Below are 25,399 nucleotides of genomic sequence, written 5' to 3' on the forward strand. Positions count from 1 at the left end.
CTGCCGGGGTTCGGTCTCACCATGGGACTGACCCTGACATGGCTCTCCGTTATCATCCTGATTCCGCTGGCTGCGCTGTTCCTCAAGACGTTCGAGCTCAGCCTCGATCAGTTCTGGGGCATCGTCAGCAGCCGCCGCACCCTGAATGCGCTGAAGATTTCGTTCGGGCTTTCGTTTGCGGCCGCGTGCGTCAATCTGGTGATGGGCACCATCATCGTCTGGGCGCTGGTGCGCTACCGCTTTCCGGGCCGGCGGCTGTTCGACGCCATCGTCGATATTCCGTTTGCCTTGCCAACGGCGGTCGCGGGCGTCGCGCTGACGCAGCTGTTCGCGCAGAAAGGCTGGCTCGGCGCGCCGCTCGCCGAACTCGGCATCAAGGTCGCGTTCACGCCGATCGGCATCTTCATCGCGATGATCTTCATCGGGATTCCGTTCGTGGTGCGCACGGTGCAGCCGGTGCTGATCGATCTCGATCCCGAGATCGAGGAGGCGGCGGCGAGCCTAGGGGCCAATCGCTGGCACACCGTGTTTCGCGTCATCCTGCCGAGTTTGATTCCGGCGCTGCTTACCGGCTTTGCGCTCGCCTTCGCCCGCGCCATCGGTGAATACGGCTCGGTGATCTTCATCGCCGGCAACCTGCCCAATGTCTCCGAGATCGCGCCGCTTCTGATCGTGATCCGGCTGTCCGAATTTCGCTACGCCGACGCCACCGCGATCGCGGTCGTGATGCTGGTGGCCTCGTTCCTGATCATCTTCCTGATCAACCGGCTGCAGCGCTGGGCGCAAGCCCGCATTCCCGTGCATTGAGGTTCGAGATGTCGATGCAGACGGGATTGGCGACCTCGACCACGCAACTGCGGACCTACGCGCCCGCGACCGATGTCAGCGTTGCGGCTCCCGCGCCGCGGCTCGAGATCGCGCGCGCGGAGCCGGTCGCGGCGCGGCGCAACCCGCGCACCGAGCCGGGCCCGGTCCGCCTCATCATCATTGCGCTCGCGATCGCCTTCCTCAGCATCTTCGTCGTGCTGCCGCTGGTCGTCGTGTTCGCCTCGGCGTTCTCGAAAGGCATCGTCGCCTATTTCACGGCGCTGGCCGAGCCCGAGGCGCTCGCTGCGATCAAGCTGACGCTGCTGATCGCGGCGGTCTCGGTCACGCTCAACCTCGTGTTCGGCGTGGTCGCGGCCTGGGCGATCTCGAAGTTCGAATTCACCGGCAAGACCTTCCTGATCACGCTGATCGACCTGCCGTTCTCGGTCTCGCCCGTGATCTCGGGCCTGGTCTTCGTGCTGCTGTTCGGCGCGCAGGGCTACTTCGGAACATGGCTGCAGGCGCACAACGTCCATATCCTGTTCGCGGTACCCGGCATCGCGCTAGCGACGATCTTCGTCACCTTCCCGTTCGTGGCGCGCGCACTGATCCCGCTGATGCAGGAGCAGGGCACCCAGGAAGAGGAGGCGGCGATCTCGCTCGGCGCCTCCGGCCTGCAGACCTTCTTCCGCGTCACGCTGCCCAACATCAAATGGGGACTGCTCTACGGCGTCCTGCTCTGCAACGCGCGCGCGATGGGCGAGTTCGGTGCGGTGTCCGTCGTCTCCGGCCACATCCGCGGCGAGACCAACACGATGCCGCTCCTGGTCGAGATTCTCTACAACGAATATCAGTTCGTCGCCTCGTTCGCGATCGCGTCGCTGCTGGCGATGCTGGCGCTGATCACGCTGGTGGCGAAAACCGTTCTCGAGCGGCGGCTCGACGAGGCAGAGGTGCCCGATGGCGATTGAAGTCAAGAATATCGTAAAGACGTTCGGCAGCTTTGCTGCGCTCGACAATGTCGATCTCAAGGTCGCCGACGGCGAGCTGCTGGCGCTGCTTGGCCCGTCCGGTTCCGGCAAGACGACGCTGCTGCGGATCATCGCGGGGCTGGACTGGCCCGACTCGGGTGAGGTCGCGATCGACGGCGAGAATGCGCTCTCGCGCGGCGCCAGCGAGCGTCAGGTCGGCTTCGTGTTCCAGCACTATGCGCTGTTCCGCCATATGACGGTGTTCGAGAACGTCGCCTTCGGCCTGCGCGTGCAGCCGCGCGCGATCCGCAAGGACGAGGCGACGATCCGCGCCCGCGTCAAGAACCTGCTCGATCTGGTTCAGCTCGATTGGCTCGCCAACCGTTATCCGAGCCAATTGTCCGGCGGCCAGCGGCAGCGCATCGCGCTGGCGCGTGCGCTTGCGATCGAGCCGCGGATCCTGCTGCTCGACGAGCCGTTCGGCGCGCTCGATGCCAAGGTGCGCAAGGAGCTTCGGCAGTGGCTGCGCTCGCTGCACAACGAGATCCACGTCACCTCGATCTTCGTCACCCACGACCAGGAGGAGGCGCTTGAAGTCGCCAACCGCGTTGTGGTCATGGACAAGGGCAGGATCGAGCAGATCGGCTCGCCCGGCGAGGTCTATGACAACCCGGCGACCGCCTTCGTGCACGGCTTCATCGGCGAATCCATCGTGCTGCCGGTCGATGTGGCCGGCGACGCGGTGCGGCTCGACGGCCGTCCCCTGAACATTCCGGCGCTGGGCGCCGCGTCCGGCGCGGCCAAGCTGTTCATCCGCCGCCACGACATGGCGGTCGGCCCGGCGGGAACCGGGGCGCTGGAAGGCGCCATCCGGCATGTCCGCTCGTTCGGTCCGATCCAGCGCGCCGAGGTGGCCTTGTCGGGGAGCGAGGGCAAGACCGTGATCGAGATCGACGCCCCCCGCGACCGCGAGCTGCAGGCCGGCGAAATCGTCTCGCTGCAGCCCCGGCGCTACCGGATATTTGCCGCCCAAGAGTAGGGCTCCAACCGACCGCTGAAAACCTCCCTTGAAAAGTCTCGTAGCCCGGATGGAGCGCAGCGAAATCCGGGACCTTGCTCCGCGGTCAGGCTGTCCCGGATTGCGCTTCGCTCCATCCGGGCTACGGCCCCCGGAGATCGGTGGCTATTGATGGCCAAAAGTTAGCCCCTGTTCACCATTCAGCCACGGTTGGTATGCAACAACGGCGGGCCAACCTTGGGGGTTTTCACCTGTGAAACGGACGACGGTCGCCCTGTTCGGGCTTCTGGTGCTTGCCGGCTGCGGCACAGACACCAAAATCCCGGAAGAACCGGCCATGTATCTCAACATGGCGCAGCCCGGTGCCGTGCTGGACAGCCAGGCCGCCGCGATCATGTTTTCGCAGTACCGCCAGAACAATGGTCTCGGCACCGTCGTGGTCGACCCGGACCTTACGAGGCTCGCCGAGCAGCAGTCGCAGGCGATGGCCGCCCGCAACAAGATGGACCATGACGTGAAGGCCCCGCTCGGCAAGCGGCTCGAGGCCGGCGGCTATCCGGCGACCGTCGCGGTCGAAAACATCTCGGCCGGCTATCACACGCTCGCGGAGGCGTTTTCGGGCTGGCGCGATTCACCGCCGCACAAGGCCAACATGCTCAAAAGCGGCGTCACAAAAATGGGCATCGCGGCCGTCTATGCTCCGAATACCAAATACAAGGTGTTCTGGACGCTCATTTTGGCGGCAACCTGATCTCGATAAATTCCGCGTGAACTCCCCTCCGTATCTCACTGATTGACGCCGCGGCGAACAGCCGCCACGGTGCGCTCTCAAGTCATTTCGAACCGAACGGTTACGAATGGATACTTCGGATTCCGCGCCCGGCTCGACGCCGGCGCAAGGGCAGCGTGTGCTGGTTCTTCAGGGCGGCGGTGCGCTCGGCTCCTATCAGGCCGGCGCCTTTCAGGCGCTCTGTCATGCAGGCTTCGAGCCGGAATGGATCGCCGGCATCTCGATCGGCGCCATCAATGCCGCGATCATCGCCGGCAACGAGCCGGACAAGCGGGTGCCGCGGCTGAAGGAATTCTGGGAGATGGTGTCGGCGCCGGTGCCCTGGAATCCGGTCTCCAAGCATGAGCGCGCCCGCTCGCTGTTCAACGAGACCAGCGCCGCCATCATCGCGACCTTCGGCGTGCCCGGCTTCTTCACGCCGCGGATTCCGCCGGCGCCGTTGTGGCCGCCCGGCAGTTCGCAATCGCTGAGCTATTACGACACGGCGCCGCTGAAGAAGACGCTGGAGCGGCTGGTCGACTTCGATCGCATCAACGATCTGAAGACGCGGCTGTCGGTCGGCGCGGTCGGCGTCACCTCGGGTAACTTCCGCTATTTCGACAATTACGAGTTCAAGAAGCTCGGCAAGAAGATCGGCCCCGAGCACATCATGGCCTCGGGCGCGCTGCCGCCGGGCTTTCCCGCCGTCGTGATCGAGGGCGAGCATTACTGGGACGGCGGCATCGCCTCCAACACGCCGCTCGACTTCGTGCTCGATGAGGAGACCAGCCGCGATCTCCTGATCTTCCAGGTCGACCTGTTCAGCGCGCGCGGGCCGTTGCCCGAGACGCTGCTGGAGGCCGCCGAGCGTGAGAAGGACATTCGCTATTCCAGCCGGACGCGGATGAACACCGACAAGAACAGGCAGATCCACAACGCCCGCATGGCGGTGCGCGACCTGATCGGCAAGCTGCCCGATTACCTGAAGAACGATCCGTCGGTCGAACTGTTGCGCAAGGCGTCGAAGGAGAACACCGTCACGGTGGTTCACCTGATCTACAAGAGCAAAAATTACGAGAGCTCGTCGAAGGACTACGACTTCTCCCATTTTGCGATGGTCGAGCACTGGGGCGCAGGCGTGCGCGACGTGCATTTGTCGATGCGTCACAAAGAATGGCTAGAACGGCCGCAGTCCGGGGAGACCATGGTGACTTACGACCTCACGGGGGACGAACCCGAGACCCCTGAAACGAAGCCCTCTGCAAGCAAATAGGAGCGAAGAACAATGGGTACGTTGACAGGCAAGACCGCCGTTGTGACCGGCTCGACCAGCGGCATCGGATTGGCTTATGCGCGCGCCTTCGCCGGCGCCGGCGCCAATATCGTGCTCAACGGCATGGGTGTGCCTGCCGACATCGAGAAGGAGCGTTCCGGCATCGAGACCGACTTCAAGGTCAAGGCGGCCTATTCGCCGGCCGACATGACCAAGCCCGCCGAGATCGCCGACATGATCGCGCTCGGCGAAAAGACCTTCGGCTCGGTCGACATCCTCGTCAACAATGCCGGCATCCAGTTCGTGTCGCCAATCGAGGAATTCCCGCCGGAGAAGTGGGAAGCGATCATCGCGATCAATCTGTCGTCCGCGTTCTACGGCATCCGTGCCGCGGTGCCCGGCATGAAGAAGCGCGGCTGGGGCCGCATCATCAATACCGCCTCGGCGCACTCGCTGGTCGCCTCGCCGTTCAAGTCGGCCTACGTCTCGGCCAAGCACGGCATCGCCGGCCTCACCAAGACCGCGGCGCTCGAGCTCGCGCAGTTCAAGATCACCTGCAACTGCATCAGCCCGGGCTATGTCTGGACGCCGCTGGTCGAACACCAGATTCCGGAGACCATGAAGGCGCGCAACATGACCAAGGAGCAGGTCATCAAGGACGTGCTGCTCGCCGCCCAGCCGACCAAGGAATTCGTCACCTCCGAGCAGGTCGCAGCACTCGCGCTGTTCCTGTGCGGCGACGATGCTGCGCAGATCACCGGCGCCAATCTCTCGATCGACGGCGGCTGGACCGCGGAGTAGTCTTCCAGCGGGATTTGGCGCTGGATTTGTCAACTAGAGCAAAGCCGGCCCTGATTGGATCAGGGCCGGCGTTTGCTTTCGATCTGATGATCGCCGCCGGCGGTGACGCAACCGGCTCGCCTCAATGCTACGGCGCCGACCGTCGCTTCCCGAACGCCAGCACGTGCAGCCCGAGCCGCGAGCGCACCACGACGAACAGCAGGATCGTCTCGAAGGTCAGCGACAGCGAGGTCGAGGCGGCGGCGCCCATGCCGCCGTAGCGCGGCACCAGCGCGATGCAGAGCCCGACATTCATGAAGAACGACACCGCATAGGCGGTGGCGCAGATGCTCTGGTGTCCCAGCATGTTCAACAGCCGCTCCACCGGCCCGATCGCCGAGCGCACCACGAGGCCGATCGCAGCGACGAACATGATGCTGTAGCCGTCGACGAATTTCGGGCCGAACAGCCATAGCAGCGGCTTGCCGAAGGCGAGCAGCGCGATGGTCGCGAGCAGCGAGGGCCAGAACGTCCAGCTGATGGCGTGTGCGACATAGGCCGACAGCCGCTCCTTGTCGCCGAGCGCGTTGTACTCCGCGAAGCGATGCGCCGTCGTCGCCGACATCGCGTAATGCACGAACGACACCAACGCCAGCGTCTTCACCACGGCGAAATAGATGCCGACTTCCTCGGACGAGCGGAATTGCTGCAGCATCAGCACGTCGGTGTAACCGAGCAGCAGATAGAAGCTCTCGACCAGCATGATCGGCAGCGAGATCGCGAACCAGCCTCTGACGTCGTAGGTCTTCTCGCCCGGCCCGACATGGGCTTTGAGGCGGCGGTTCAGCACGATCATCTGGCCGATCGCCGCGATGTACACGGCTGCGGCGCTCGCGATCATCGCGGCCGTCGCGCCGAGATTGAGGCCGAGCGCCAGCGCGCCGGCGGTGAGCGCGATGATCAGTCCCTGGCGCACGATGAACTGCGGCATCAGGCCGAGCTGCATCCAGTCATGCGCGCGCGAGATGCCGTCCTGGGTGTTGGCGACCACGAAGGGCGGCAATGTCAGGCAGCCGATATAGAGCGGCACCACCGCATTCGGATCGATCCAGGGCGAGGCGAGGTGGATCACGCCGGCGAGCAGCAGCGCCACCGTGCTCGACGCGGCAAGCACAACCCAACGGCCGCCGGAAAGGAAGCCGCGCAGCGCCGCGAGATCGCCGCGCGCGCGATATTCCGGGATGATCTTCTGCGAGGACGGCGCGATGCCGAAATCCATGGTGCTGCCGAGCAGCAGCACCCAGGTCCAGACATAGACATAGATGCCGTAGTCCGATCCGCTCATCCAGCGCGCCAGCAGGATCTGCGCGAGATAGGCGATGGCGGCGCTGATGACGCGGATGATGAAGATGGTGCCGGCGAGGCGCTTGGTGACCGACGCCTCCTTGGTGCCGCCGAGCAGGCGCGCAGCGAGGCCGCGCAGGCGCGCAGCCGGGCCCGATGGCGCAGTGGTCGCGGATTGTGTCTCCATCACAGCCAAGGCGGAAAATTCCTAAAGCGCCGCAAGGCGGCAATGGCCCCCGATCTATCAACGAAACGTTAAGATTGGGTTGGGTGACGGATGTTCCCATCTTGCGTCATCCCGGCCTGGTGCGCGATTGCGCACGGGAGCCGGGATCCATAACCACAGGGAACAGTTAGTGCACACAGCTTGAACCCCTGCGCGCTTCACACTGCAGCCGCGGAGTATAGGTCCCGGCTTCCGTGCGCAATTGCGCACCAGGCCGGAACGACCTCTGGCGTCAGTTCAAATTGATATTGAATTCGTAGCTTTTGTCGCCGCCGACCAAGGTCAGCTTCAGCGCGGCGCCGTCCGCCTTGGCACCCGGCGGCAATCCGTCGAGCTCGAAAGAGAAGCGCTTCACGCCCGGCGGCGCGTGCTCGACGAGTTTGGGCACGGGCAGCGCCCAGTCGGGCGTCGGCCCCTCGACGAACAGGCTGAGGTCGCGGCTTTCGGGCGCGGTGACATCGACCAGCACGTTGTTGCCGTCGCGCTTGACGTCGCGGATCGTGAACGGGGCGGGATCACCGATATTGGCAGGCTTCGGCACCGCGTTGAGCGCTTCCGACAGCGCGGCATCCTCGGTCGAGGCGACACTCGCGAAGGCGAGCTCGGCCTTCGCCTCCACCGGTACGCACAGCTTCTCGCACACCGCGTAGTTGATGTCGGCGCGCAGCACCAGCGGCTTGTCGGGATTCTTCGCGACGATGCGCAGCGGCAGCACCACCTGGTGCTTGTAGCCGAGCGAGGTACCTCCGGCGCCGTCGTCGAACTGCCGCGGCGCCGGCCACATCACCGTGACCGCGTCGACATTGTCCGATTTGGAGAAATCGAATCGCGGCGGCACGCCGGAATCGCCCGGCGTGCGCCAGTAGGTTTTCCAGCCGTCCTGCAACTGGAAGGCGATGCCGCCGAGCAGCACCGCGCCGCTGCGCGATCCCGCCAGCAGCCTGACCGCCGAATGCGTGTCCTGCTGCCACGGCGAGGCGTCGTCGGCGCGGACCTCCGTTGCCACGGATGCGACGGAAAATATGGCGGCAACGGCAAATGCGGCACGCATGGGAACTGTGACGGTCATGAGACGTCTTTACCTGCAACTTTCGTTGCAAACCATTGAATTGCTTGTGATGCATCGCCGCACTGCGGCCGAAGGTTGATTGACAGAACCGCGACCCAATATCAGGATGCCAAATCAGCAGGAAAGGCCTTTGTGGATGCGCCCTGAAGGCAAAACAGGCAAGACTCGCAAGACCGCCGCCGGCAGAAGCCCGGCCGTCGGTCCCCATGCCACCGAAGATGGCTATCTCGATGGCCAGATGCTGATCGCGATGCCTGTCATGAACGACCCGCGCTTCGAACGCTCCGTGATCTACATGTGCGCGCATTCCTCCGAGGGAGCGATGGGCATCATCGTCAACCGCCCGGCCGGCAGCATCGATTTCCCCGGCCTGCTGGTGCAGCTCGACATCATCGAGAAGTCGGACCAGATCTCGCTGCCCGAGAATGCCGAGATGATGAAAGTGATGAAGGGCGGCCCGGTCGACACCGGCCGCGGCTTCGTGCTGCACTCCAGCGACTTCTACATTGAGGATGCGACACTGAACATCGACGACGGCATCTCGCTCACCGCGACCGTCGACATCCTCAAGGCGATCGCCAAGGGCTCAGGCCCCAAGCACGCGATCCTTGCGCTGGGTTATGCCGGCTGGGCGCCAGGCCAGCTCGAGAACGAGATCCAGCACAATGGCTGGCTGCATTGCGCCGCCGATCCGGAGCTGATCTTCGGCACCGATGTCGACGAGAAATACGCGCGCGCCCTGCGCAAGATCGGCATCGAGGCCGGCATGCTGTCGAACGACGCCGGCCACGCGTAGCGCGCCACACTCACCGTGTCGTCCCTGCGAAAGCAGGGACCCATAGCCACAGGGCGTTGTGGCGACGCCGCGCTGGGGCCGCAGCTTCGCGCAATCTCGAACAGTGGTGGTTATGGGTTCCGGGTCGCGCTTCGCTTGCCCGGGACGACGGCTGTGGGGTTGGCTACGACAGCTGTGGGTGTGGCTACGCCAGCGGCGGGTTTGGCTACGCCGGCGGTGGCGGCGCCCCGCTACTCCGCCGCCTCCTGCGCCACCGTCGGCTGGGTGCCGGCCACCGTGGCGCGGCGCATGTCGCGGGGCTGCGACTGGTCGTAGCGGCGCACGCGGTGCACGGTCTGGCGGTTGTCCCACATCACGAGGTCATGCACCGCCCATTTGTGCACATAGACGAATTCCGGCTGCGTGGCGTGCTCGGTGAGATCGCGCAGCAGCAGCCGGGCCTCCGGCATGCTCATGCCCCTGATGGCGCCGGCATGCGAGGACAGGTACAGCGACTTGCGGCCGTGCACCGGATGGGTGCGCACCAGGCGCTGCAGCACCGGCTTGAACATCTCCTTCTCCTCGTCGGTGTAGTCGAGGAAGCCGAGCGAGCCGCGCGAATACATCAGCGAGTGCTCGCAGATCATGTCGTCGATCTCGGCCTTGGTCTCGTCGTCGAGCGCGTCATAGGCGGCGCGCATGTCGGCGAATTCGGTGTTGCCGCCCTTCGGGTTGACCACGCGCGCCGACAGCAGCGAGAATTTCGCCGGGATCGGCCGGAACGAGCTGTCGGAGTGCCACAGGCAGTTACCGAGATTGAACAGGTGGGTGCGGTGATCCTTCGGCAGCGGCTTGCCGTCCTTGCCGAGATTGGAGACATCGTTGAGCCCGGAGGAGAGGCGGTAGTCTTCCTTCTTGGTCACCGTGCCGCCGCGCGCATTCTCGCGCTCGCCGAAGTTCAGCGCGAACGCCATCTGCTGCTCGTCTGATATGTCCTGGCCGTGGAAGACGAGCACGGCGTATTTGTCCATGCCGGCCTCGATGTCGATGGCTTCCTGCTTCGTCAGCGGTTTGCGTAGATCGACGCCGGAGACCTCGCCGACGAAATGCTTGTGAAGCTGCCGGATCAGCACCGTCATTGGCGTATCTCTCCCCGTATCTCGCGGGCGGTTGTCCCGCTTCGTTCGACGAGAAGGCTACTCCCGGCGCCCGCGCTGTCAACGCTTCGCGACCAGACGCGGGTCAGGCATTCCGCGCCATCAACCCGCCATCGACGGGAATCACCGCGCCGGTCAGGAAGGATGCGGCGGGCAGGCACAGGCTCAGCGTCATGTGCGCGACCTCTTCCGGATCGCCGTAACGCGCGAGCGCGGTGCGGCGCTTGGCGTAGATCGTCTTGTGCTCCTCGGAGATGCGGTCGGTGATGGCGGTCCGGATCGGGCCGGGGCAGATGCAGTTCACCGTAATGCCTTCGCGCCCCAGCTCGACCGCGAGCGAGCGGGTCAGGCTGGTGACGCCACCCTTGGCCGCGGAGTAGGGGCTGTGCAGGCCTGTTGCACCCAGCGCCTCGGTCGAGGCGATGTTGACGATGCGCGGCGATCGCGACTTGCGCAGGTATGGCAGTGCGGCGCGGATGATGCGCGGATGTGCCGTCAGCATCACCGCGATGCCTTTGGCCCAGGCGTCCTCATACCCGGGATCGTCGATCGCCACGCGCACCGAGATGCCGGCATTGTTGACAATGATGTCGAGCCCGCCGAAATGCGCGGCGACATCGTTGACGACCCTGGTGATGGCGTCGCGATCGCTGACGTCGAGCGTCCAGGCCTTTGCCGAGCCGCCGCTTGCTGCGATTTCCTTCGCGACGGTATGCGTGCCCTCTTCGGTGAGATCGGTGACCGCGACATTGGCGCCTTCATCGGCGAACACGCGCGCGGTGGCACGGCCCATGCCGCTGGCGGCGCCGGTCACGAGAACGGTGAGGCCCTTCACCGAGCGGCTGAGCTGCTTGAATTCGGACACGACGGACCTCCCTTGATTTTTTTGGTGTGAGACCGGCAACGCTGGCACCGATCCGCAAAGACGTCAAACCGGCGATCCGCCATCGGCACGCGCGCAGCGCGTTAACGCAAGTTCTGCGTTGGCTTTTGCGTTGGCTTTTCGAAGGGATCATGCTCAATCAAGAAAACAACACGGGAGAGGAATGCGATGAACGAGCTCGATTTCGGCGGCAAGCAGGTACTGGTGGTCGGCGGCTCCAGCGGCATCGGCAACGGCATCGCGCAGGCGTTCCGTGCCAAGGGCGCGCGCGTCAGTGTGTACGGTACCCGCGCGCAGGCGAGCGACTATTCCGCAGAGGAAGGCTCGCATCTCGAGGGTCTCGCTTATGCGCAGCTCGATGTCAGCAATCCGCAGGCGATTGAAAACCTCACGCCGTCGTTCGATCGGCTCGACGTGCTGGTGCTGGCACAGGGCGCGGTGATTTACCGCCGCGGGGAATTCCAGATGGAAGGTTTCCGCAAGGTGATGGAAGTCAACCTGATGAGCCTGATGGCCTGCGCCACGAAATTCCACGCGATGCTGAGCGCGGCCAAGGGATCGCTGATCATCGTGAGCTCGACCGCGGCCTACCATTCCACCATGGGCAATCCGGCCTACAACGCCTCGAAGACCGGCGCGGTCGGTCTGACGCGCACGCTCGGCGAGGCCTGGGCAGAGAACGGCATCCGCGTCAACGGCATCGCGCCCGGCCTCGTCGACACCAAGATGACCAAGGCGACGACCGCAAATCCAAAGCGGCTCGAAGGCGCGCTCGAGCGCATTCCGCTGAAGCGTCTCGGCACGCCGGCCGACATGGCCGGCGCCGCGCTGTTCCTGGCCTCGCCGCTCGCCTCCTACGTCGTCGGCCAGACCATCATTGTCGATGGCGGGCTCATTCTTTAGCTCCAGGAACTTGTGCAAGGTTCCGCGGTTGGCCTCCTGACAGTTTCAGGGAGCAATCATGATGGACAAGGATCGGATTTTCGGAACGGCGAAGGAATTCGCGGGCAAGGCCGAAGGCGCCGTCGGCGATGCGACCGGCGATGCACAGACCCAGGCCTCGGGCCGCGCGCGCGAAGCCGCAGGCGCGGTGCAGGATCTCTACGGCCAGGCCAAGGATGCCGCGCGCGACGCCGCCGACACAGCGGTCAACTACGCCAAGGATACGTTCAAGGATGCTTATGAGAATCGCGGCGAGACGATCCGCGACGGGCAGAAGGCGATGGCCAGATCAGTGCAGGACAATCCGCTCGGCGCGCTTCTGATCGCCGGCGGCATCGGCTTTGCGCTAGCGCTCCTCATGACGCGCCGTCCGCCGCCGTCACGCTGGCGCTATTACGGCTGAGCTGCACGACAAAATCGCAGGGCGGGTTAGCGTTAGCGTAACCCGCCATTCTCTCCGCACACACGACTCATCGCGCACGCGACGTCGGCGGGTTACGGCTTCGCCTAACCCGCCCTACGATTTTGCCATGATCTGAACGCGGGCGCGTCGCGCGCCGCCTACTGCCAGGGATTCCCCGGTACCGCGGCACGCTGTCCGACATTGCGCGGCGGCCGCGGCGGTGCCACCAGCGGGCGCTGCTGTTGCGGCGCGCCGAAGCCGAAGAAGTCACGCAGCCAGGGCTGCGTCTGCGGTTGCTGCTGCGGTTGGGCCTGGGCCGGACGGAACACGCGCCGTTGCGGCTTCGGCGCGGTGATGATCGAGCCGTCGGGCGCGATCGCCGTGGTCGAGGGCGGCGGATTGGCAGGGCCACCCGCCGGGGCGGCCGGCGTGGTCGCGGCAACCGGCACGTCGCCCTTGGCCTGCTCGCGCCCCATTTCGCGGCGCGGCCAGGCGAAATCATCGGCACGGCCGGCCGGCGGCGCCAAGGCCTCGCCCTTCACCAGCGTGCGCGCAGCGAGCGCGTCGACCGCGGCGGGCCGCGAGCCGGGGCCGCCGAGCAACTGATCGGTGCCGACCGTGGAGGCGACCAGCGGCAGCACGGGTCCTGCCAGCGGCCGCGGCGGGGGCTTGCCGGGCTCGGTGCTGGTCTCGGGCGTTGCCGGTTCGCTCGGCAGCGCGATCGGGCCGGTGCGCACCGCGAGCAGGCGGGTCACCTCGCGCTCGACATAGTGCGCGAGCTTGCGCGCGCCGGCCTTGGTGAAGAACACGCCGTCATCGGAGCGCAGCTTGCGCGGTTGGCCTTCGAAGTCCGGGCCCTTCTGCATGAAGCGACCGGCCTCGTCGACAAAGCCGTCCCAGACGTCGACATAGGTGATGCCGGCCTTGCCGGCGCCGTCGCGATAGAGCGCGTCGAGGAACAGCATGTCCGACGTGCCCTTCTGGCCGCGGATCGCGGGCAGGCCGACCCACAGCACCGGCACGCCCTTGCTCTTCAGCACGTTGATCAGCTCCTCGATCTTCTTGCCGTAGAGCTCGACCCAGCGGTCGTCGCGGAAATCATAGAGGCCGTTGGGCGAGCGCGCGGTCTTTTCCGGCGCCGCCTGCGAGTCGGTGTCGGCGTCGTCGGCCGGCAGCTCGGCATCGGCCGGCTTGCCGTCGGTCTTGCCGTCAGTCTTGGCGGTGGCATCGGGCTTGTCGCCGGGCTTTGCGTCCGGCTTGCCGCGCGCGTCCTTTTTGTCGTCCTTCTTGTCGGCCTTCTTCTCCACGACCGGTTCGCGGATCGAGGTGCGATCATTGAGGCCGAGCATCACGACGATGGCGTCGGGGTTCTCGGTGGCGAGAATGCCCTTGGCGGCCGCAGCCCAGTCCGCCGGGTCGCCCTTGGGCTGATAGCGGATCAGGCCGGAGACCGTCTTGTGCTTGCGGATCACGCCCATGTCGGGCTGGTCGGAATAGGCATCTTCCAGGCCATAGGCGAGCCAGTCGGCCATGGCATCGCCGATCACGAGCACGTTGCGCTCGGCCGCTGCCTCGCGCTTGGCCGGCGGCGGGGCGCGCGAGAAATCCTCGCGTGGCCGCTGCTGCGGCTGGGCCTGCGGGTGCTGCTGCTGGAACGGCGCGAAGAAATCGCCTCCGAACCAGCCGCCGCCGCCACCACCGCTGCTACGCGGCGGCCCGCGGCGCTGGGGGGCGTCACCGAAGCCGGGGAAACCGAAGAACTGCGCCGAGGCGGGCTGCACAATGCCGATCAACAGCGCGAGCGCCACCGCCAGCGCGACCAGCGGACCGGCTTCGGTGAATACGCGCAGGAAGGATTTCGGCTCTCGCATCGAGTTCAGTCGCAATGATCAGGAAGCAGGGGAGCATATTAGCGGAATCGGGCCGCAAGCGGGCAGCTTTTCCACCATAAATCGGGTGCCTCCAGCCGCCGTCAAGGCAGGCGGCAAATATCGGATTTCACGGTTAGTTTCGGGGAGCAGGGGCCCGGATGCCGCGGCGACGGAACCGCGCTCCCTCCTCCGCAAGCGGCGAGGTGGAGTGAGAGCCGTAGCCCGGATGGAGCGTAGCGTAATCCGGGACAGACGAACCGCACGGTGAGAACCCCGCATTACGCTGCGCTTCATCCGGGCTACGGGGCAGCCCTACCGCCCGCGCAGCCGCTCCAGCACCTCGGCGGTGGCGAAACCGTCGGCCGGCGCCCCGATCGAGACCTGGAAGCCGCGCAGCGCCTCGCGGGTCTGGCCGCCGAACTGGCCGTCGGGCGTACCCTTGTAGAAGCCGCGCTGGGCGAGCAGCTGCTGCAATTCCAGCCGCTCGGCGCGGGACAGCACCCGCTCCTGGCGCGGCCAGGGCTGCACGAAGGGCTGGCCGCCGCGCAGGCGGTCGGCGAAATGGCCGATCGCGAGCGCATAGGCCTCGGCCGGGTTGTACTTCATGATCACCCGGAAATTCTGCAGCATCAGGAAGCCCGGACCTTCGGCACCCGCCGGCGCCAGCAGATAGGCCTTGTCGGACGGCCGCGGGAACGCCTGGCCGTTGGGCCGCTTGACGCCGAGTTGCTCCCATTGCGACAGTGGCATCGCTTTGGCCCGGTCGGCCAGCATGTAGTTCAGGCCCTGCGGCAGCACCACCTCGTAGCCCCAGCTCGCGCCGGTCTGCCAACCGTCCTTCTTCAGATTGTTGGCGGTCGAGGCGATCAGGTCGCTCGGATCGTCGACGACGTCGCGGCGGCCGTCGCCATCGCCGTCGACCGCGTAGCGCTTGAACGCGGTCGGCATGAACTGGGTCGGGCCGAAGGCGCCGGCCCAGGAGCCGCGCATCTGTTCGGGCCTGAGATCGCCGCGGTTGAGAATCTCCAGCGCCGACAGGAATTCGTCCTTGAAATAGGCCTGGCGGCGGCCGATGCAGGCGAGCGTCGCGGTCGACTGCAACACGCTGCGATCGCCCATCTGGGTCGAGTAGTTCGACTCGATGCCCCAGATCGCCGCGATGATGTAGCGATCGACGCCATAGGCCTTCTCGGTCGCGTCGAACTGCGGCTTGTATTTGGCGAGGATCTCGCGGCCCTTCGCGAGCCTGGTGTCGCTGACGAGGATGTCGAGATAGTCCCAGATCGCCTTGGTGAATTCCGGCTGCGAATCCAGCAGATCCATGATGCGCAGGTCAGGCTGCAGGCCCGCGGTGAAGCGCTCGAAATTCTGCTGGGTGATGTTGCGCCGCGCGGCATCCGGCCACATCGCCGCGACGCAGCTCGGGAAGTCGGACGCGGCCTGGCGGATCGCGGCTGCCGTCATCAAGGGATGGCCGGAGGCGCCGTCTTCGCCGCTCCAGGGCGGCGCTGCGCCGTCCTGGCCGGTCGCGGCCTGCGGCGGCGTTGCGGCGTTCGGGGAGAAGATGCTGTCGATCAGGTTGGTCAGGCCGTTGCCGGCCGATTGGGCTTGCGTCGCGCCCGGCAGCAGCAGGGCCAGCGCGATCAGGCTCGCGCTGCAAAGTCTGGTCCTTGGTGTTCCGGTCGCGCGCATATGTCGTGTGCCTGTCAAAATCGTGCCGCCTCAGAAGGCCCCGTCACGGTTTCCAATAGCTTAACAAAGCGCAGCATTTGGGGCGTGGCGAAATCGCGCGCGATGGTTTGACCGGGACAAATTGTCCGGCGTCGTCAATCCGGCTTCGACTGTTCCCTGAGGCCGGCCAAGACGGCTTCGGCGTTCTCAAAGCAGTCGCCGCCCGGCGGCGTGGCCTCGATCCGGGCGATCACGGCTTCGAGCCCGGCCTGGGTTTCGGACAACCGGCGCTGCAAGGCTGCGACCTCGACCACCTTGGTCTTGAGCGCGGCCACCAGTCTGTCGCGGCTCCAGTCTCCCTTGCCGTGTGGGGGAAGCAGGTTCCGGATCTCGTCGAGCGAAAACCCGGCCTGCTGGGCCATCACGATAATCTCGAGAACCTGTCTGGTTTCGCGCGAATACTGCCGATAGCCATTCAAGCCGCGATCGATCGACCCGATCAGCCCCTCGCGCTCATAGAAGCGGATGCGCGATGGCGCGAGGCCAGACTCCCGAGCCAGTTCCCCGATCTTCACTGCGGCGCTCCTTCGGCTGCTTGACCTTAAAGTTAACTTTAAGGTTAGGGTGCCTGCGGATCAACAAGGAACTCGATAAGGAAACCTGGCTCATGTCGCCGTTCGAATCCCTCACTTTGCCCAACGGGACCAGCGTTCCGAACCGCATCGCCAAGGCGGCGATGGAGGAGAACATGGCTGACGCCGGGCACCTCCCGTCGGCCGAACTGCTGCGCCTTTATCAGGCCTGGGCGGACGGCGGCGCCGGCCTCATCATCACCGGCAATGTCATGATCGATCGCCGCGCCATGACCGGACCGGGTGGCGTCGTGCTGGAGGACGGCACGCCGCTCGAGGCGTTCCGAAACTGGGCCCGGATCGGCCGGGCGAGGGGCGCGCAAATCTGGCTGCAGCTCAGTCATCCGGGGCGGCAGATGATGAAAAACATGGGCCAGCCAACCCTGGCGCCATCGGCGGTGGCGCTTGATCTCGGCAAGCATTCGAATCTGTTTGCGATGCCGAGGGCGATGACCGAGCACGACATCGACGAGGTGATCGCGCGCTTCGTCACGGCCGCGACACTCGCAGAGCAGGCCGGCTTCTCGGGCGTGCAGATCCATGCCGCGCACGGCTACCTAATCAGCCAGTTCCTGTCGCCCTTGAGCAACCGGCGCACCGACCGCTGGGGCGGCTCGCTGCAAAACAGGGCGCGTCTGTTGATCGAAACCGTCAAAGCCGTCCGCGCCGCGGTGTCGCCGGGCTTCTCGATCGCAGTCAAACTGAACTCGGCTGATTTCCAGCGCGGCGGCTTCGATGCAGCCGACGCGAAAACGGTCGTCGAGATGCTCAATGAATTGCCGGTGGATCTGGTGGAACTGTCGGGCGGCAGTTACGAGGCGCCGGCGATGCAGGGCGATGCGCGCGACGGTCGCACGCTGGCGCGCGAGGCCTATTTCCTCGACTTCGCGCGCGAGATCGCAGGGGTCGCCAGGATGCCGGTCATGGTCACCGGCGGCATTCGCCGCATCGGCATCGTGCAACAGGTGCTCGACAGCGGCGTTGCCATCGCGGGTATCGCCACCGCACTTGCAATCAGGCCGGATTTGCCGAATGCGTGGCGCGCCGGCGAGGATCTGCGGCCAGAAGTCGCGCCCATCAGCTGGAAGAGCAAGCCGCTGGCCTCGCTTGCTGCCATGGCGGTCGTGAAATTCCAGCTGCGGCGGTTGAGCCGGGGCCGCATGGCTAATCCGAACGTTTCGCCGCTGAAGGCGTTGGTTCTCGCCCAGCTGCGCACGGCCTCGCTCACCCGCAAATATCGCCGCTGGATCGCGTCATCTGCCAACGCGACGGCTGCGTCTCTCGGCGCGTCAGCGCCGTCACGCGCCAACGTGCGGGCCGTGGAGATGCCTCGGTAGGCGGCCATTCAGTTCGGAAATACTTGGGTGGACAAGGCGGATTGGTGCGCATCACACATCCGCCTTTGTTGTCGGCTGCAAAACGGGTACCAAGGAGCGATTAGATTCCGCGCCGCCGTCCCACCCGATTTCAAGGCCTCCGATAATCCCATGAAGATCCGCAAAGCCGTATTTCCCGTCGCCGGTCTCGGCACCCGCGTGCTGCCCGCCACCAAGGCGATGCCGAAGGAGATGCTGACCATCGTCGACAAGCCGTTGATCCAGTACGTGGTCGACGAAGCGCGAGAAGCGGGCATCGAGCACTTCGTGTTCGTCACCGGCCGCAACAAGGGTGTCATCGAGGATCACTTCGACCGCATGTTCGAGCTCGACACCACGCTCGCGCAACGCGGCAAGAAGACCGAGCAGGACATCCTGGCGCAGAACCAGCCCGAAGCCGGCGCGATGAGCTTCACCCGGCAGCAGTCGCCGCTCGGGCTCGGCCATGCGGTGTGGTGCGCGCGCGACATCGTCGGCAACGAGCCGTTCGCGGTGGTGTTGCCGGACGAGCTGGTGCTGAACACGCCGGGCTGCCTGAAGCAGATGATCGATGCCGCCAACAAGCTCGGCGAGAAGTCGAACGTGATCGCGGTCGAGGCCGTGCCCGACGAGCTCACCCATCAATACGGCATCTGCGGCGTGGGAACACGCACTGGCAACATCTTCGAGGTCGACGGCATGGTCGAGAAGCCGCCGAAGGGCACCGCACCGTCCAACCTGTCGATCACCGGCCGCTACATCCTGCAGCCGGAAATCTTCAACATCCTGGCCACGCAGGAGCGCGGCGCCGGCGGCGAGATCCAGCTCACCGACGCGATGATCGGGCTTGCCAAGACGCAGAAGTTCTACGGCGTCGAGTTCGAGGGCGAGCGCCACGATTGCGGCTCCAAGCCCGGCTTCCTCCGCGCCAACATCGCCTTCGGCCTCAAGCGCCCCGAACTGCGCGACGGCCTGATCGCCGAGATGAAGAAGTATCTGGGGCAGTAGGGGCGCGGCTCGTCGGTGCCAGTCGCGCAGAGCGCTATAGTCGGAACGCGGTGAGGTGAGCGCGTCTCTCTGGCTCCCTCTCCCACAAGAGGAGAGGGAACCCGTCCACCGTGCTTTCCTCACATGCGTCAATCACTGAGTTGCCCGCGAGAATGCGAAGCTGCATCCCCACTCACACTGTCATCGCCCGGCTCGACCGAGCGATCTAGTACGCCGCGGCCTCTCGGCTCAAGCTCACCCGCCTCTGGAATACTGGATCACCCGCATGCGCGGGTGATGACACCGCGTTGTTTGACATTTTGAATCGAGAACCATCCTCATCGTCGTCCTGGCGAAAGCCAGGACCCCCAAATGTCAGTTGTCGTGCGGCACCGGGGCCGCGTTCCCGTTCACAAGCAAATTTCGGAGGTTATGGATCCTGGCTTTCGCCAGGACGACAGCGGTGGGTGGTGCGACATGTGTGTCAAACGGGCCGCGTGAGCCGTCACGCCACCTTGCGCCGCCCCGCACGCTTCATGTCCTTCACCCCATCCTGCTTCGGCGCACGCAACTCCCGGGCAGCGAGGCTGACCACTTCGGCGATCTGCTGCAGCTGCGCGGCGAGCGGGCTGGTCTTGCGCCAGACCATGCCGATGGTGCGCGAGGGTTGCGGGTTCTTGAAGCGCGAGACGGTGACCGGGGCGGAGCGCGTCTCCACCGTCACCGCCATCTCGGGGATCAGGGTGACGCCGATGCCGGCGCCGACCATCTGCACCAATGTCGACAGCGAGCTCGCATCCAGCACCTCGCGCGGCGGCGACGACGATTGCATATTGCAGAACGACAGCGCCTGGTCGCGGAAGCAATGGCCTTCCTCGAGCAGCAACAGCCGCATCTCGCGCAGCATCTCGGCGCTCGGCACCGGCGTCTTGGCATCTTCGCCCGGCCGCACCAGCAGGAAATTTTCCGAGAACAGCGCGACCTCGGTCAGCGACGGTTCATGCACCGGCAGTGCCACGATCGCGGTGTCGAGCCGGCCCTCGGCGACTGCCTTGATCAGCTTCGGCGTCAGCGTCTCGCGGACATGGATGTCGAGTTCGGGATGCAGCCGCGCCAGGGTCTCGATCACCCGCGGCAGCAGATATGGCGCAATCGTCGGGATCATGCCGACGCGCAGGCGGCCGGCGAGCTTGTCGCGCGAGGCGCGCGCGAAGTCGCCGAGTTCGTCGACCGAGCGCAGGATGTCGCGCACGCGATGCAGCAGGTCCTCGCCGAAGGTCGTCAGGGTGACCTGCCGGGCATTGCGTTCGATCAGCACGCCGCCGACCGCCCGTTCCAACTCGCGGATCTGCATCGACAGCGCCGGCTGCGACACCGCGCAGGCATCCGCGGCGCGTCCGAAATGCCCGTGCTGGGCCAGCGCATCGAAATACCTCAGTTGCCGGAGTGTGACATTTATCATCAGATTATCTTATCGGCGCGATCACTAAAGTCAATTTCACCTGATGGATTGAGGCGCGTAGAATCGTTCTTGGAAGAGCTCCAGCAGATTCCAGAATCCACCACCTCGGAGAAGAAACATGGACGCAAAAACCGACGAAGGCGCGGGCAAATGCCCATTCACGGGCGGGCCCCGCGGGCACTCTAATCGTGACTGGTGGCCGGAGACGCTCGACGTTCAGGTGCTGCATCACAATTCCAGCCTGTCCGATCCGATGGGCAAGGGCTTCGACTACGCCAAGGAATTCAAGAGCCTCGATCTCAACGCCGTGATCAAGGACCTCACGGCCCTGATGACGACGTCGCAGGAATGGTGGCCGGCCGACTTCGGCCATTACGGCGGCCTGATGATCCGCATGGCCTGGCACTCGGCGGGCACCTATCGCATCACCGACGGCCGCGGCGGCGCCGGTGCCGGACAGCAGCGTTTCGCCCCGCTCAACAGCTGGCCTGACAACGCCAACCTCGACAAGGCGCGGCGGCTGCTGTGGCCGATCAAGCAGAAATACGGCCGCAAGATCTCGTGGGCCGACCTGATGGTCCTCGCCGGCAACGTCGCGCTGGAATCGATGGGCTTCAAGACGTTCGGTTTTGCGGGTGGCCGCGCCGACGTGTGGGAGCCGGAAGAACTGTACTGGGGTCCGGAAGGCACCTGGCTCGGCGACGAGCGCTACAGCGGCGAGCGCCAGCTCTCCGAACCGCTCGGCGCGGTGCAGATGGGCCTGATCTACGTCAACCCGGAAGGCCCGAACGGCAATCCGGACCCGGTTGCCGCCGCGAAGGACATCCGCGAGACGTTCTTCCGCATGGCGATGAACGACGAGGAGACCGTTGCGCTGATCGCCGGCGGCCATACCTTCGGCAAGACCCACGGTGCGGGCGATCCGTCGCTGATCGGGCCGGAGCCGGAAGGCAGCGCGATCGAGCAACAGGGCTTGGGGTGGAAGAGCAAGTTCGGCACCGGCGTCGGCGCTGACGCGATCACCGGCGGTCCCGAGGTCACCTGGACCCAGACCCCGACCAAGTGGAGCAACCACTTCTTCGAGAACCTGTTCAAGTACGAATGGGAGCTGACGAAGAGCCCGGCGGGTGCGAAGCAGTGGAAGGCGAAGGGCGCGGCGGCAGATATTCCGGACGCGTTCGATCCGTCGAAGAAGCATGTCCCGACCATGCTGACCACCGACCTGTCGCTGCGCTTCGATCCGGCATATGAGAAGATCTCGCGCCGGTTCTACGAGCATCCGGATCAGTTCGCGGACGCCTTCGCCCGCGCCTGGTTCAAGCTCACGCACCGCGACATGGGTCCGATCGCGCGCTACCTTGGCCCGCTGGTGCCGAAGGAGACGCTGATCTGGCAGGACCCGGTGCCGGCGCTCGATCATGCCGTGATCGACGACAAGGATATCGAGGCGCTCAAGGCGAAGATAACAGCCTCGGGTCTTTCGGTGTCCGAACTGGTGTCGACCGCCTGGGCCTCGGCCTCCACGTTCCGCGGCTCCGACAAGCGCGGCGGCGCCAACGGCGCGCGCATCCGCCTTGCTCCGCAGAAGGACTGGGATGTCAACGAGCCGGCCCAGCTCAAGGGTGTGCTGGCCAAGCTCGAAGCCATCCAGAAGGAGTTCGGCAAGAAGGTCTCGCTGGCCGACCTGATCGTGCTCGGCGGCGTGGCGGCGATCGAGAAGGCGGCGAAGGACGGCGGCACCAATGTGAAGGTCCCGTTCACGCCGGGCCGCACCGATGCGACGCAGGACCAGACCGACGTCGAATCGTTCGCTCCGCTCGAGCCGCGGGCTGACGGCTTCCGCAACTATATCGGCGGCAAGCATCAGTTCCTGCAGCCCGAGGAGGCGTTGGTCGACCGTGCGCAGCTGTTGCGGCTGACCGGACCGGAATTGACGGTCCTCGTCGGCGGCCTGCGCGTGCTCGGTGCCAATGCCAAGAAGTCGAAGCATGGCGTCTTCACCGGCAAGCCGGGGACGCTGACCAACGACTTCTTCCTCAACCTGCTCGACATGGGCACGGTGTGGAGCGATGCCGGCCAGGGCGTCTATGAAGGCCGCGACCGCAAGACCAAGGCGGTGAAGTGGACCGGCACCCGCGTCGACCTGATCTTCGGCTCGCACTCGCAGCTGCGTGCGTTCGCCGAGGTCTACGGCTCGTCCGATGCCAAGGAGCAGTTCGTGAACGACTTCGTCGCGGCCTGGGCCAAGGTGATGAACGCCGATCGCTTCGATCTCGCGAAGTAAGCGGCCGGTACGTCACGGCAATCAGGGCAGGGCGGCGCTTCGGCGCCGCCCTGTTTCATTTCGGGGATGCAATTGAAAGAGATAAGGCTTTCCGCAGCTTTGCTCAGTCGTGCAGCTTCATGTCCCGGATCATCTCCTCGAACTCCGCCTGCGTCGGAATCGCCGGTCGCGATTGCGGCGCGCTGCTCGTCACGATGGGAGCATCGCACTGCGAGGCCCCGCGCGAAGGCTCGAAGATTGCAGTCAGGCTCGCCCAGCACACCAGGAGAGCCACGATCCAGTCCAGTACATTGGATGCCGTCATTGCAGCACCAGCATCAGCATTTCCATACGCTGATGGTGCAGCCTGTGTGGCGCATGCGCAATTCGGAAGCTACGAAACGTGACTTCGGCGTAGCCGAGGGGAATGCCGAAGGCTGGACGCTATCCGGTCCTCGCCCGGCGCCCCTCGATCGGATAGGCGGGATCGTTGAAGCCCGGCGTCGAGGGATGGCCGGCGACGACGAGGCGGTCGATCAGGGCTTCGTCCTCGGCGGTGAAGCGGTAATCGAGCGCGCGGATGTAATCGTCCCATTGCGCTTCGGTGCGCGGGCCTGCAATGACGGCGCTGACGAACGACGAGTTCAGCACCCACGACACCGCGAACTGCCCGGCGGTGATGCCGCGGCTCTCGGCGTGGCGCTTGATTTGCTGCGCGAGCTGCAGCGATTCCGGCCGCCACTCGGTCTGCATCATGCGCTTGTCGTTGCGGCCGGCGCGGGTATCGGCGGGCGGCGCCGCATCGGGTGCGTATTTGCCGGTCAGCACGCCGCGCGCCAGCGGGCTATACGGCACGATGCCGAGGCCGTAATAGGTGCAGGCCGGGAAATGCTCGACCTCCGGCATCCGGTTCATCGCATTGTAATAGGGCTGGCTCGCGACGGGACGATCGATGCCGAGCCGGTCGCAGATGTTGCAGATCTCGGCGACCCGCCAGGCGCGATAGTTGGAGACGCCGAAGTAGCGCACCTTGCCGGCGCGGATCAGGTCGCCCATCGCGCGCACCGTCTCGTCGAGCGGCGTCGTGTGGTCTTCCTTGTGCAGATAGTAGACGTCGATGTAGTCGGTGCCGAGCCGCTTCAGGCTTTCGTCGGCGGCCTGGAACACCCAGCGCCGCGACAGCCCGCCATGGTTCGGATCGTCGCCGATCGGATTGGCGAGCTTGGTCGCGAGCACCCAGTTCGACCTGTTGTTCGAGATCGCGCGTCCCACCACCTCCTCGGACTTGCCGCCATTATAGGCGTCGGCGCTGTCGATGAAGTTGATGCCGGCCTCGCGCGCCTTGGCCACGATCCGCGACGAGGTCGCCTCGTCGGTCGGCCCGCCGAACATCATGGTGCCGAGGCAGATCGGCGAGACTTTCAGGCCGCTGCGGCCGAGCTGGCGATATTGCATCGGGCACTCCCTCCGGTGTCATTCCGGGATGGTCCGAAGGACCAGACCCGGAATCTCGAGGTTCCACAATACGCAATTGCGTATTGGGGTTCGATGCTACGCATCGCCCCGGAACGACGATGGTCAACTCTCGTTCTTCAAGATCTTGAACACGCCGTTGGCCATCGCGACACAGCGCTTGTCGACGGTCACCTCGGCCGTGATGAAGATCAGGCTGCGGGTCGAGCGCACCACGCGCGGCCGCGTGGTCAGGATCTCGCCGATCTTGCCGGCCTCGACGAAATGGGTGTCGAGCTGCACCGTCGCAAGCGTCGGCCTGCCCGAGACGAAGCGCGCGGCCATGCCGCAGGCGCGGTCGGCGAAGGTCATGATCACGCCGCCCTGCACGAGGCCGCGGCGATTGTGGTGCTTGTCCTCGGTGATCAGCGCGAGCTCGAGCGCGCCGTCCTTCAGCCGCTCCCACAACGGGCCGATCAGCGTCAGGAAACCCGTGGTGTCGGCGATCTTCCAGCCGTCGGATTTGAGTTTGTCCGCGGCCCTGGCCGTCATGAGGAGGGATTCCTTGCTTGCAAATGATTGATCGCAGGAGGCATGTCGTTCCGCTCATTTCATCAATCGCTGTTGTGTTGTAGTCAAGCTCCATGGCCCGCACATTTGACGATGCCACCCGGCGGAATATCGCAGAGCTCTGCGCGGCGTTCGCGCGCCTCGCGCCGGCGGACGCGGCGCCGACGCTGAAGCGCGCGGCGGTCGCGATCACACTGACCGAGGGCGCCGACGGCAACGGCACGGCCTTCCTGCTGACCCGCCGCAGCGCGCGGTTGCGTGCGCACAGCGCGCAATGGGCGCTGCCGGGCGGGCGCTGCGATGCCGGCGAGACGCAGCCCCAGGCCGCGCTGCGCGAACTGCACGAGGAGCTTGGGCTGGCGCTGTCCGAGCGCGATGTGCTCGGCATGCTCGACGACTATCCGACGCGGTCGGGTTATCTGATCACGCCGGTCGTGGTCTGGGCCGGCGCGCGGGCGGCGATTACGCCGAACCCGGACGAGGTCGCGTCCGTCCACCGCATCGGTCTCGATGCGGTGGAGCTCGACGATGCATTCACCTTCGTCACGATTCCCGAGAGCGCGCGGCGCGTGATCCGCTTCCGGCTCGGCGGCCAGCAGATTCATGCGCCGACCGCTGCGCTGATCTATCAGTTCCGTGAGCTGCTCGCCGGCCGCAACACCCGCGTCGCCGATCTCGAGCAGCCGGTGTTCGCATGGAAGTAAGCCGCAATGATGCGG

24 protein-coding genes are annotated in these 25,399 nt (G+C 65.5%); 13 read left to right on the plus strand and 11 right to left on the minus strand.

All coding sequences use genetic code 11. The features are described 5' to 3' along the window. Window positions 1-21 precede the first annotated feature (21 nt). The 6 genes from cysT (at window position 22) to ACE10Z_RS04210 (ending at window position 5,639) form a co-directional block, all read left to right on the plus strand. Entirely contained in the window at window positions 22-807 is a 786-nt protein-coding gene (gene cysT / locus ACE10Z_RS04185) for a sulfate ABC transporter permease subunit CysT (RefSeq protein WP_375790100.1), read from the plus strand. Between the two features lie 8 nt (window positions 808-815). Then, complete coding sequence (gene cysW / locus ACE10Z_RS04190; protein ID WP_375786806.1) at window positions 816-1,778, plus strand: sulfate ABC transporter permease subunit CysW; 963 nt, start codon at window positions 816-818, stop codon at window positions 1,776-1,778. Further along, entirely contained in the window at window positions 1,768-2,817 is a 1,050-nt protein-coding gene (locus tag ACE10Z_RS04195; RefSeq protein ID WP_375786807.1) for a sulfate/molybdate ABC transporter ATP-binding protein, read from the plus strand. The genes cysW and ACE10Z_RS04195 overlap by 11 nt, the downstream gene beginning before the upstream one ends. A gap of 232 nt (window positions 2,818-3,049) precedes the next feature. Then, on the plus strand, window positions 3,050-3,547 hold the full coding sequence (locus ACE10Z_RS04200; protein ID WP_076860877.1) for a CAP domain-containing protein: 498 nt from the start codon (window positions 3,050-3,052) through the stop codon (window positions 3,545-3,547). A gap of 106 nt (window positions 3,548-3,653) precedes the next feature. Beyond that, window positions 3,654-4,838: a DUF3734 domain-containing protein gene (locus ACE10Z_RS04205; protein ID WP_375786808.1), complete on the plus strand. Its 1,185-nt coding sequence runs from the start codon at window positions 3,654-3,656 to the stop codon at window positions 4,836-4,838. A 12-nt stretch (window positions 4,839-4,850) separates the two neighbouring features. Continuing rightward, window positions 4,851-5,639 (plus strand): 3-hydroxybutyrate dehydrogenase, encoded by a 789-nt coding sequence (locus ACE10Z_RS04210; RefSeq protein ID WP_092118875.1) that lies wholly within the window; start codon window positions 4,851-4,853, stop codon window positions 5,637-5,639. Between the two features lie 127 nt (window positions 5,640-5,766). On the opposite strand, the gene ACE10Z_RS04215 is transcribed toward ACE10Z_RS04210, so the two are convergent. Both ACE10Z_RS04215 and ACE10Z_RS04220 read right to left on the minus strand, forming a co-directional pair. Next, window positions 5,767-7,149: a lipopolysaccharide biosynthesis protein gene (locus ACE10Z_RS04215; protein WP_375790101.1), complete on the minus strand. Its 1,383-nt coding sequence runs from the start codon at window positions 7,147-7,149 to the stop codon at window positions 5,767-5,769. 271 nt (window positions 7,150-7,420) lie between these two features. Then, a complete protein-coding gene (locus ACE10Z_RS04220) occupies window positions 7,421-8,257 on the minus strand; it encodes a protein-disulfide reductase DsbD domain-containing protein (RefSeq protein ID WP_375786809.1) in 837 nt (278 codons plus the stop codon). Window positions 8,258-8,393: 136 nt separating this feature from the next. Between ACE10Z_RS04220 and ACE10Z_RS04225 the strand changes: the two genes are divergently transcribed. Then, window positions 8,394-9,053 (plus strand): YqgE/AlgH family protein, encoded by a 660-nt coding sequence (locus tag ACE10Z_RS04225; protein ID WP_375786810.1) that lies wholly within the window; start codon window positions 8,394-8,396, stop codon window positions 9,051-9,053. A 230-nt stretch (window positions 9,054-9,283) separates the two neighbouring features. Here the strand turns inward: ACE10Z_RS04225 and ACE10Z_RS04230 are convergent, their stop codons facing one another. Both ACE10Z_RS04230 and ACE10Z_RS04235 read right to left on the minus strand, forming a co-directional pair. Further along, complete coding sequence (locus tag ACE10Z_RS04230) at window positions 9,284-10,171, minus strand: TauD/TfdA dioxygenase family protein (protein ID WP_375786811.1); 888 nt, start codon at window positions 10,169-10,171, stop codon at window positions 9,284-9,286. Window positions 10,172-10,274: 103 nt separating this feature from the next. After that, window positions 10,275-11,054 (minus strand): SDR family NAD(P)-dependent oxidoreductase, encoded by a 780-nt coding sequence (locus tag ACE10Z_RS04235; protein ID WP_375786812.1) that lies wholly within the window; start codon window positions 11,052-11,054, stop codon window positions 10,275-10,277. 186 nt (window positions 11,055-11,240) lie between these two features. Here ACE10Z_RS04235 and ACE10Z_RS04240 point away from each other — a divergent pair, with 186 nt between their 5' ends. Both ACE10Z_RS04240 and ACE10Z_RS04245 read left to right on the plus strand, forming a co-directional pair. Then, window positions 11,241-11,975: an SDR family NAD(P)-dependent oxidoreductase gene (locus ACE10Z_RS04240; protein WP_375786813.1), complete on the plus strand. Its 735-nt coding sequence runs from the start codon at window positions 11,241-11,243 to the stop codon at window positions 11,973-11,975. A gap of 61 nt (window positions 11,976-12,036) precedes the next feature. Next, window positions 12,037-12,417 carry a CsbD family protein gene (locus tag ACE10Z_RS04245; protein ID WP_375790102.1) on the plus strand — a complete coding sequence of 127 codons (381 nt, stop codon included), beginning with the start codon at window positions 12,037-12,039 and terminating at the stop codon, window positions 12,415-12,417. Between the two features lie 158 nt (window positions 12,418-12,575). Here ACE10Z_RS04245 and ACE10Z_RS04250 read toward each other — a convergent pair whose 3' ends face one another. The 3 genes from ACE10Z_RS04250 to ACE10Z_RS04260 all read right to left on the minus strand — a co-directional run bounded on the left by ACE10Z_RS04250 (window position 12,576) and on the right by ACE10Z_RS04260 (window position 16,534). After that, window positions 12,576-14,288: an SGNH family hydrolase gene (locus ACE10Z_RS04250; protein WP_375786814.1), complete on the minus strand. Its 1,713-nt coding sequence runs from the start codon at window positions 14,286-14,288 to the stop codon at window positions 12,576-12,578. A 312-nt stretch (window positions 14,289-14,600) separates the two neighbouring features. Next, window positions 14,601-15,980 carry a lytic murein transglycosylase gene (locus tag ACE10Z_RS04255; RefSeq protein WP_375786815.1) on the minus strand — a complete coding sequence of 460 codons (1,380 nt, stop codon included), beginning with the start codon at window positions 15,978-15,980 and terminating at the stop codon, window positions 14,601-14,603. Between the two features lie 134 nt (window positions 15,981-16,114). Beyond that, entirely contained in the window at window positions 16,115-16,534 is a 420-nt protein-coding gene (locus ACE10Z_RS04260) for a MerR family transcriptional regulator (protein ID WP_375786816.1), read from the minus strand. Window positions 16,535-16,626: 92 nt separating this feature from the next. Here ACE10Z_RS04260 and ACE10Z_RS04265 point away from each other — a divergent pair, with 92 nt between their 5' ends. Both ACE10Z_RS04265 and galU read left to right on the plus strand, forming a co-directional pair. Then, window positions 16,627-17,928, plus strand: coding sequence for an NADH:flavin oxidoreductase/NADH oxidase family protein (locus ACE10Z_RS04265; RefSeq protein ID WP_375786817.1), 1,302 nt, complete (start codon window positions 16,627-16,629; stop codon window positions 17,926-17,928). Window positions 17,929-18,078: 150 nt separating this feature from the next. After that, a complete protein-coding gene (gene galU / locus ACE10Z_RS04270) occupies window positions 18,079-18,954 on the plus strand; it encodes a UTP--glucose-1-phosphate uridylyltransferase GalU (protein WP_375786818.1) in 876 nt (291 codons plus the stop codon). A gap of 484 nt (window positions 18,955-19,438) precedes the next feature. On the opposite strand, the gene ACE10Z_RS04275 is transcribed toward galU, so the two are convergent. After that, window positions 19,439-20,395 (minus strand): LysR substrate-binding domain-containing protein, encoded by a 957-nt coding sequence (locus ACE10Z_RS04275; protein WP_375786819.1) that lies wholly within the window; start codon window positions 20,393-20,395, stop codon window positions 19,439-19,441. Window positions 20,396-20,513: 118 nt separating this feature from the next. Here ACE10Z_RS04275 and katG point away from each other — a divergent pair, with 118 nt between their 5' ends. Then, a complete protein-coding gene (gene katG / locus ACE10Z_RS04280; protein ID WP_375786820.1) occupies window positions 20,514-22,679 on the plus strand; it encodes a catalase/peroxidase HPI in 2,166 nt (721 codons plus the stop codon). 103 nt (window positions 22,680-22,782) lie between these two features. On the opposite strand, the gene ACE10Z_RS04285 is transcribed toward katG, so the two are convergent. The 3 genes from ACE10Z_RS04285 to ACE10Z_RS04295 form a co-directional block, all read right to left on the minus strand. Then, the gene (locus ACE10Z_RS04285) at window positions 22,783-22,983 is read right to left on the minus strand and encodes a hypothetical protein (RefSeq protein WP_375786821.1); all 201 of its coding nucleotides are present in this window, start codon (window positions 22,981-22,983) and stop codon (window positions 22,783-22,785) included. A gap of 119 nt (window positions 22,984-23,102) precedes the next feature. Beyond that, window positions 23,103-24,113 carry an aldo/keto reductase gene (locus ACE10Z_RS04290; RefSeq protein ID WP_375786822.1) on the minus strand — a complete coding sequence of 337 codons (1,011 nt, stop codon included), beginning with the start codon at window positions 24,111-24,113 and terminating at the stop codon, window positions 23,103-23,105. A 123-nt stretch (window positions 24,114-24,236) separates the two neighbouring features. Then, complete coding sequence (locus ACE10Z_RS04295) at window positions 24,237-24,662, minus strand: PaaI family thioesterase (protein ID WP_375786823.1); 426 nt, start codon at window positions 24,660-24,662, stop codon at window positions 24,237-24,239. Between the two features lie 92 nt (window positions 24,663-24,754). Between ACE10Z_RS04295 and ACE10Z_RS04300 the strand changes: the two genes are divergently transcribed. Then, window positions 24,755-25,384 carry an NUDIX hydrolase gene (locus tag ACE10Z_RS04300; RefSeq protein WP_375786824.1) on the plus strand — a complete coding sequence of 210 codons (630 nt, stop codon included), beginning with the start codon at window positions 24,755-24,757 and terminating at the stop codon, window positions 25,382-25,384. Window positions 25,385-25,399: the final 15 nt, after the last annotated feature.

This window comes from Bradyrhizobium sp. Pha-3, from assembly GCF_042258615.1.
In the GTDB taxonomy this organism is placed as follows: domain Bacteria; phylum Pseudomonadota; class Alphaproteobacteria; order Rhizobiales; family Xanthobacteraceae; genus Bradyrhizobium.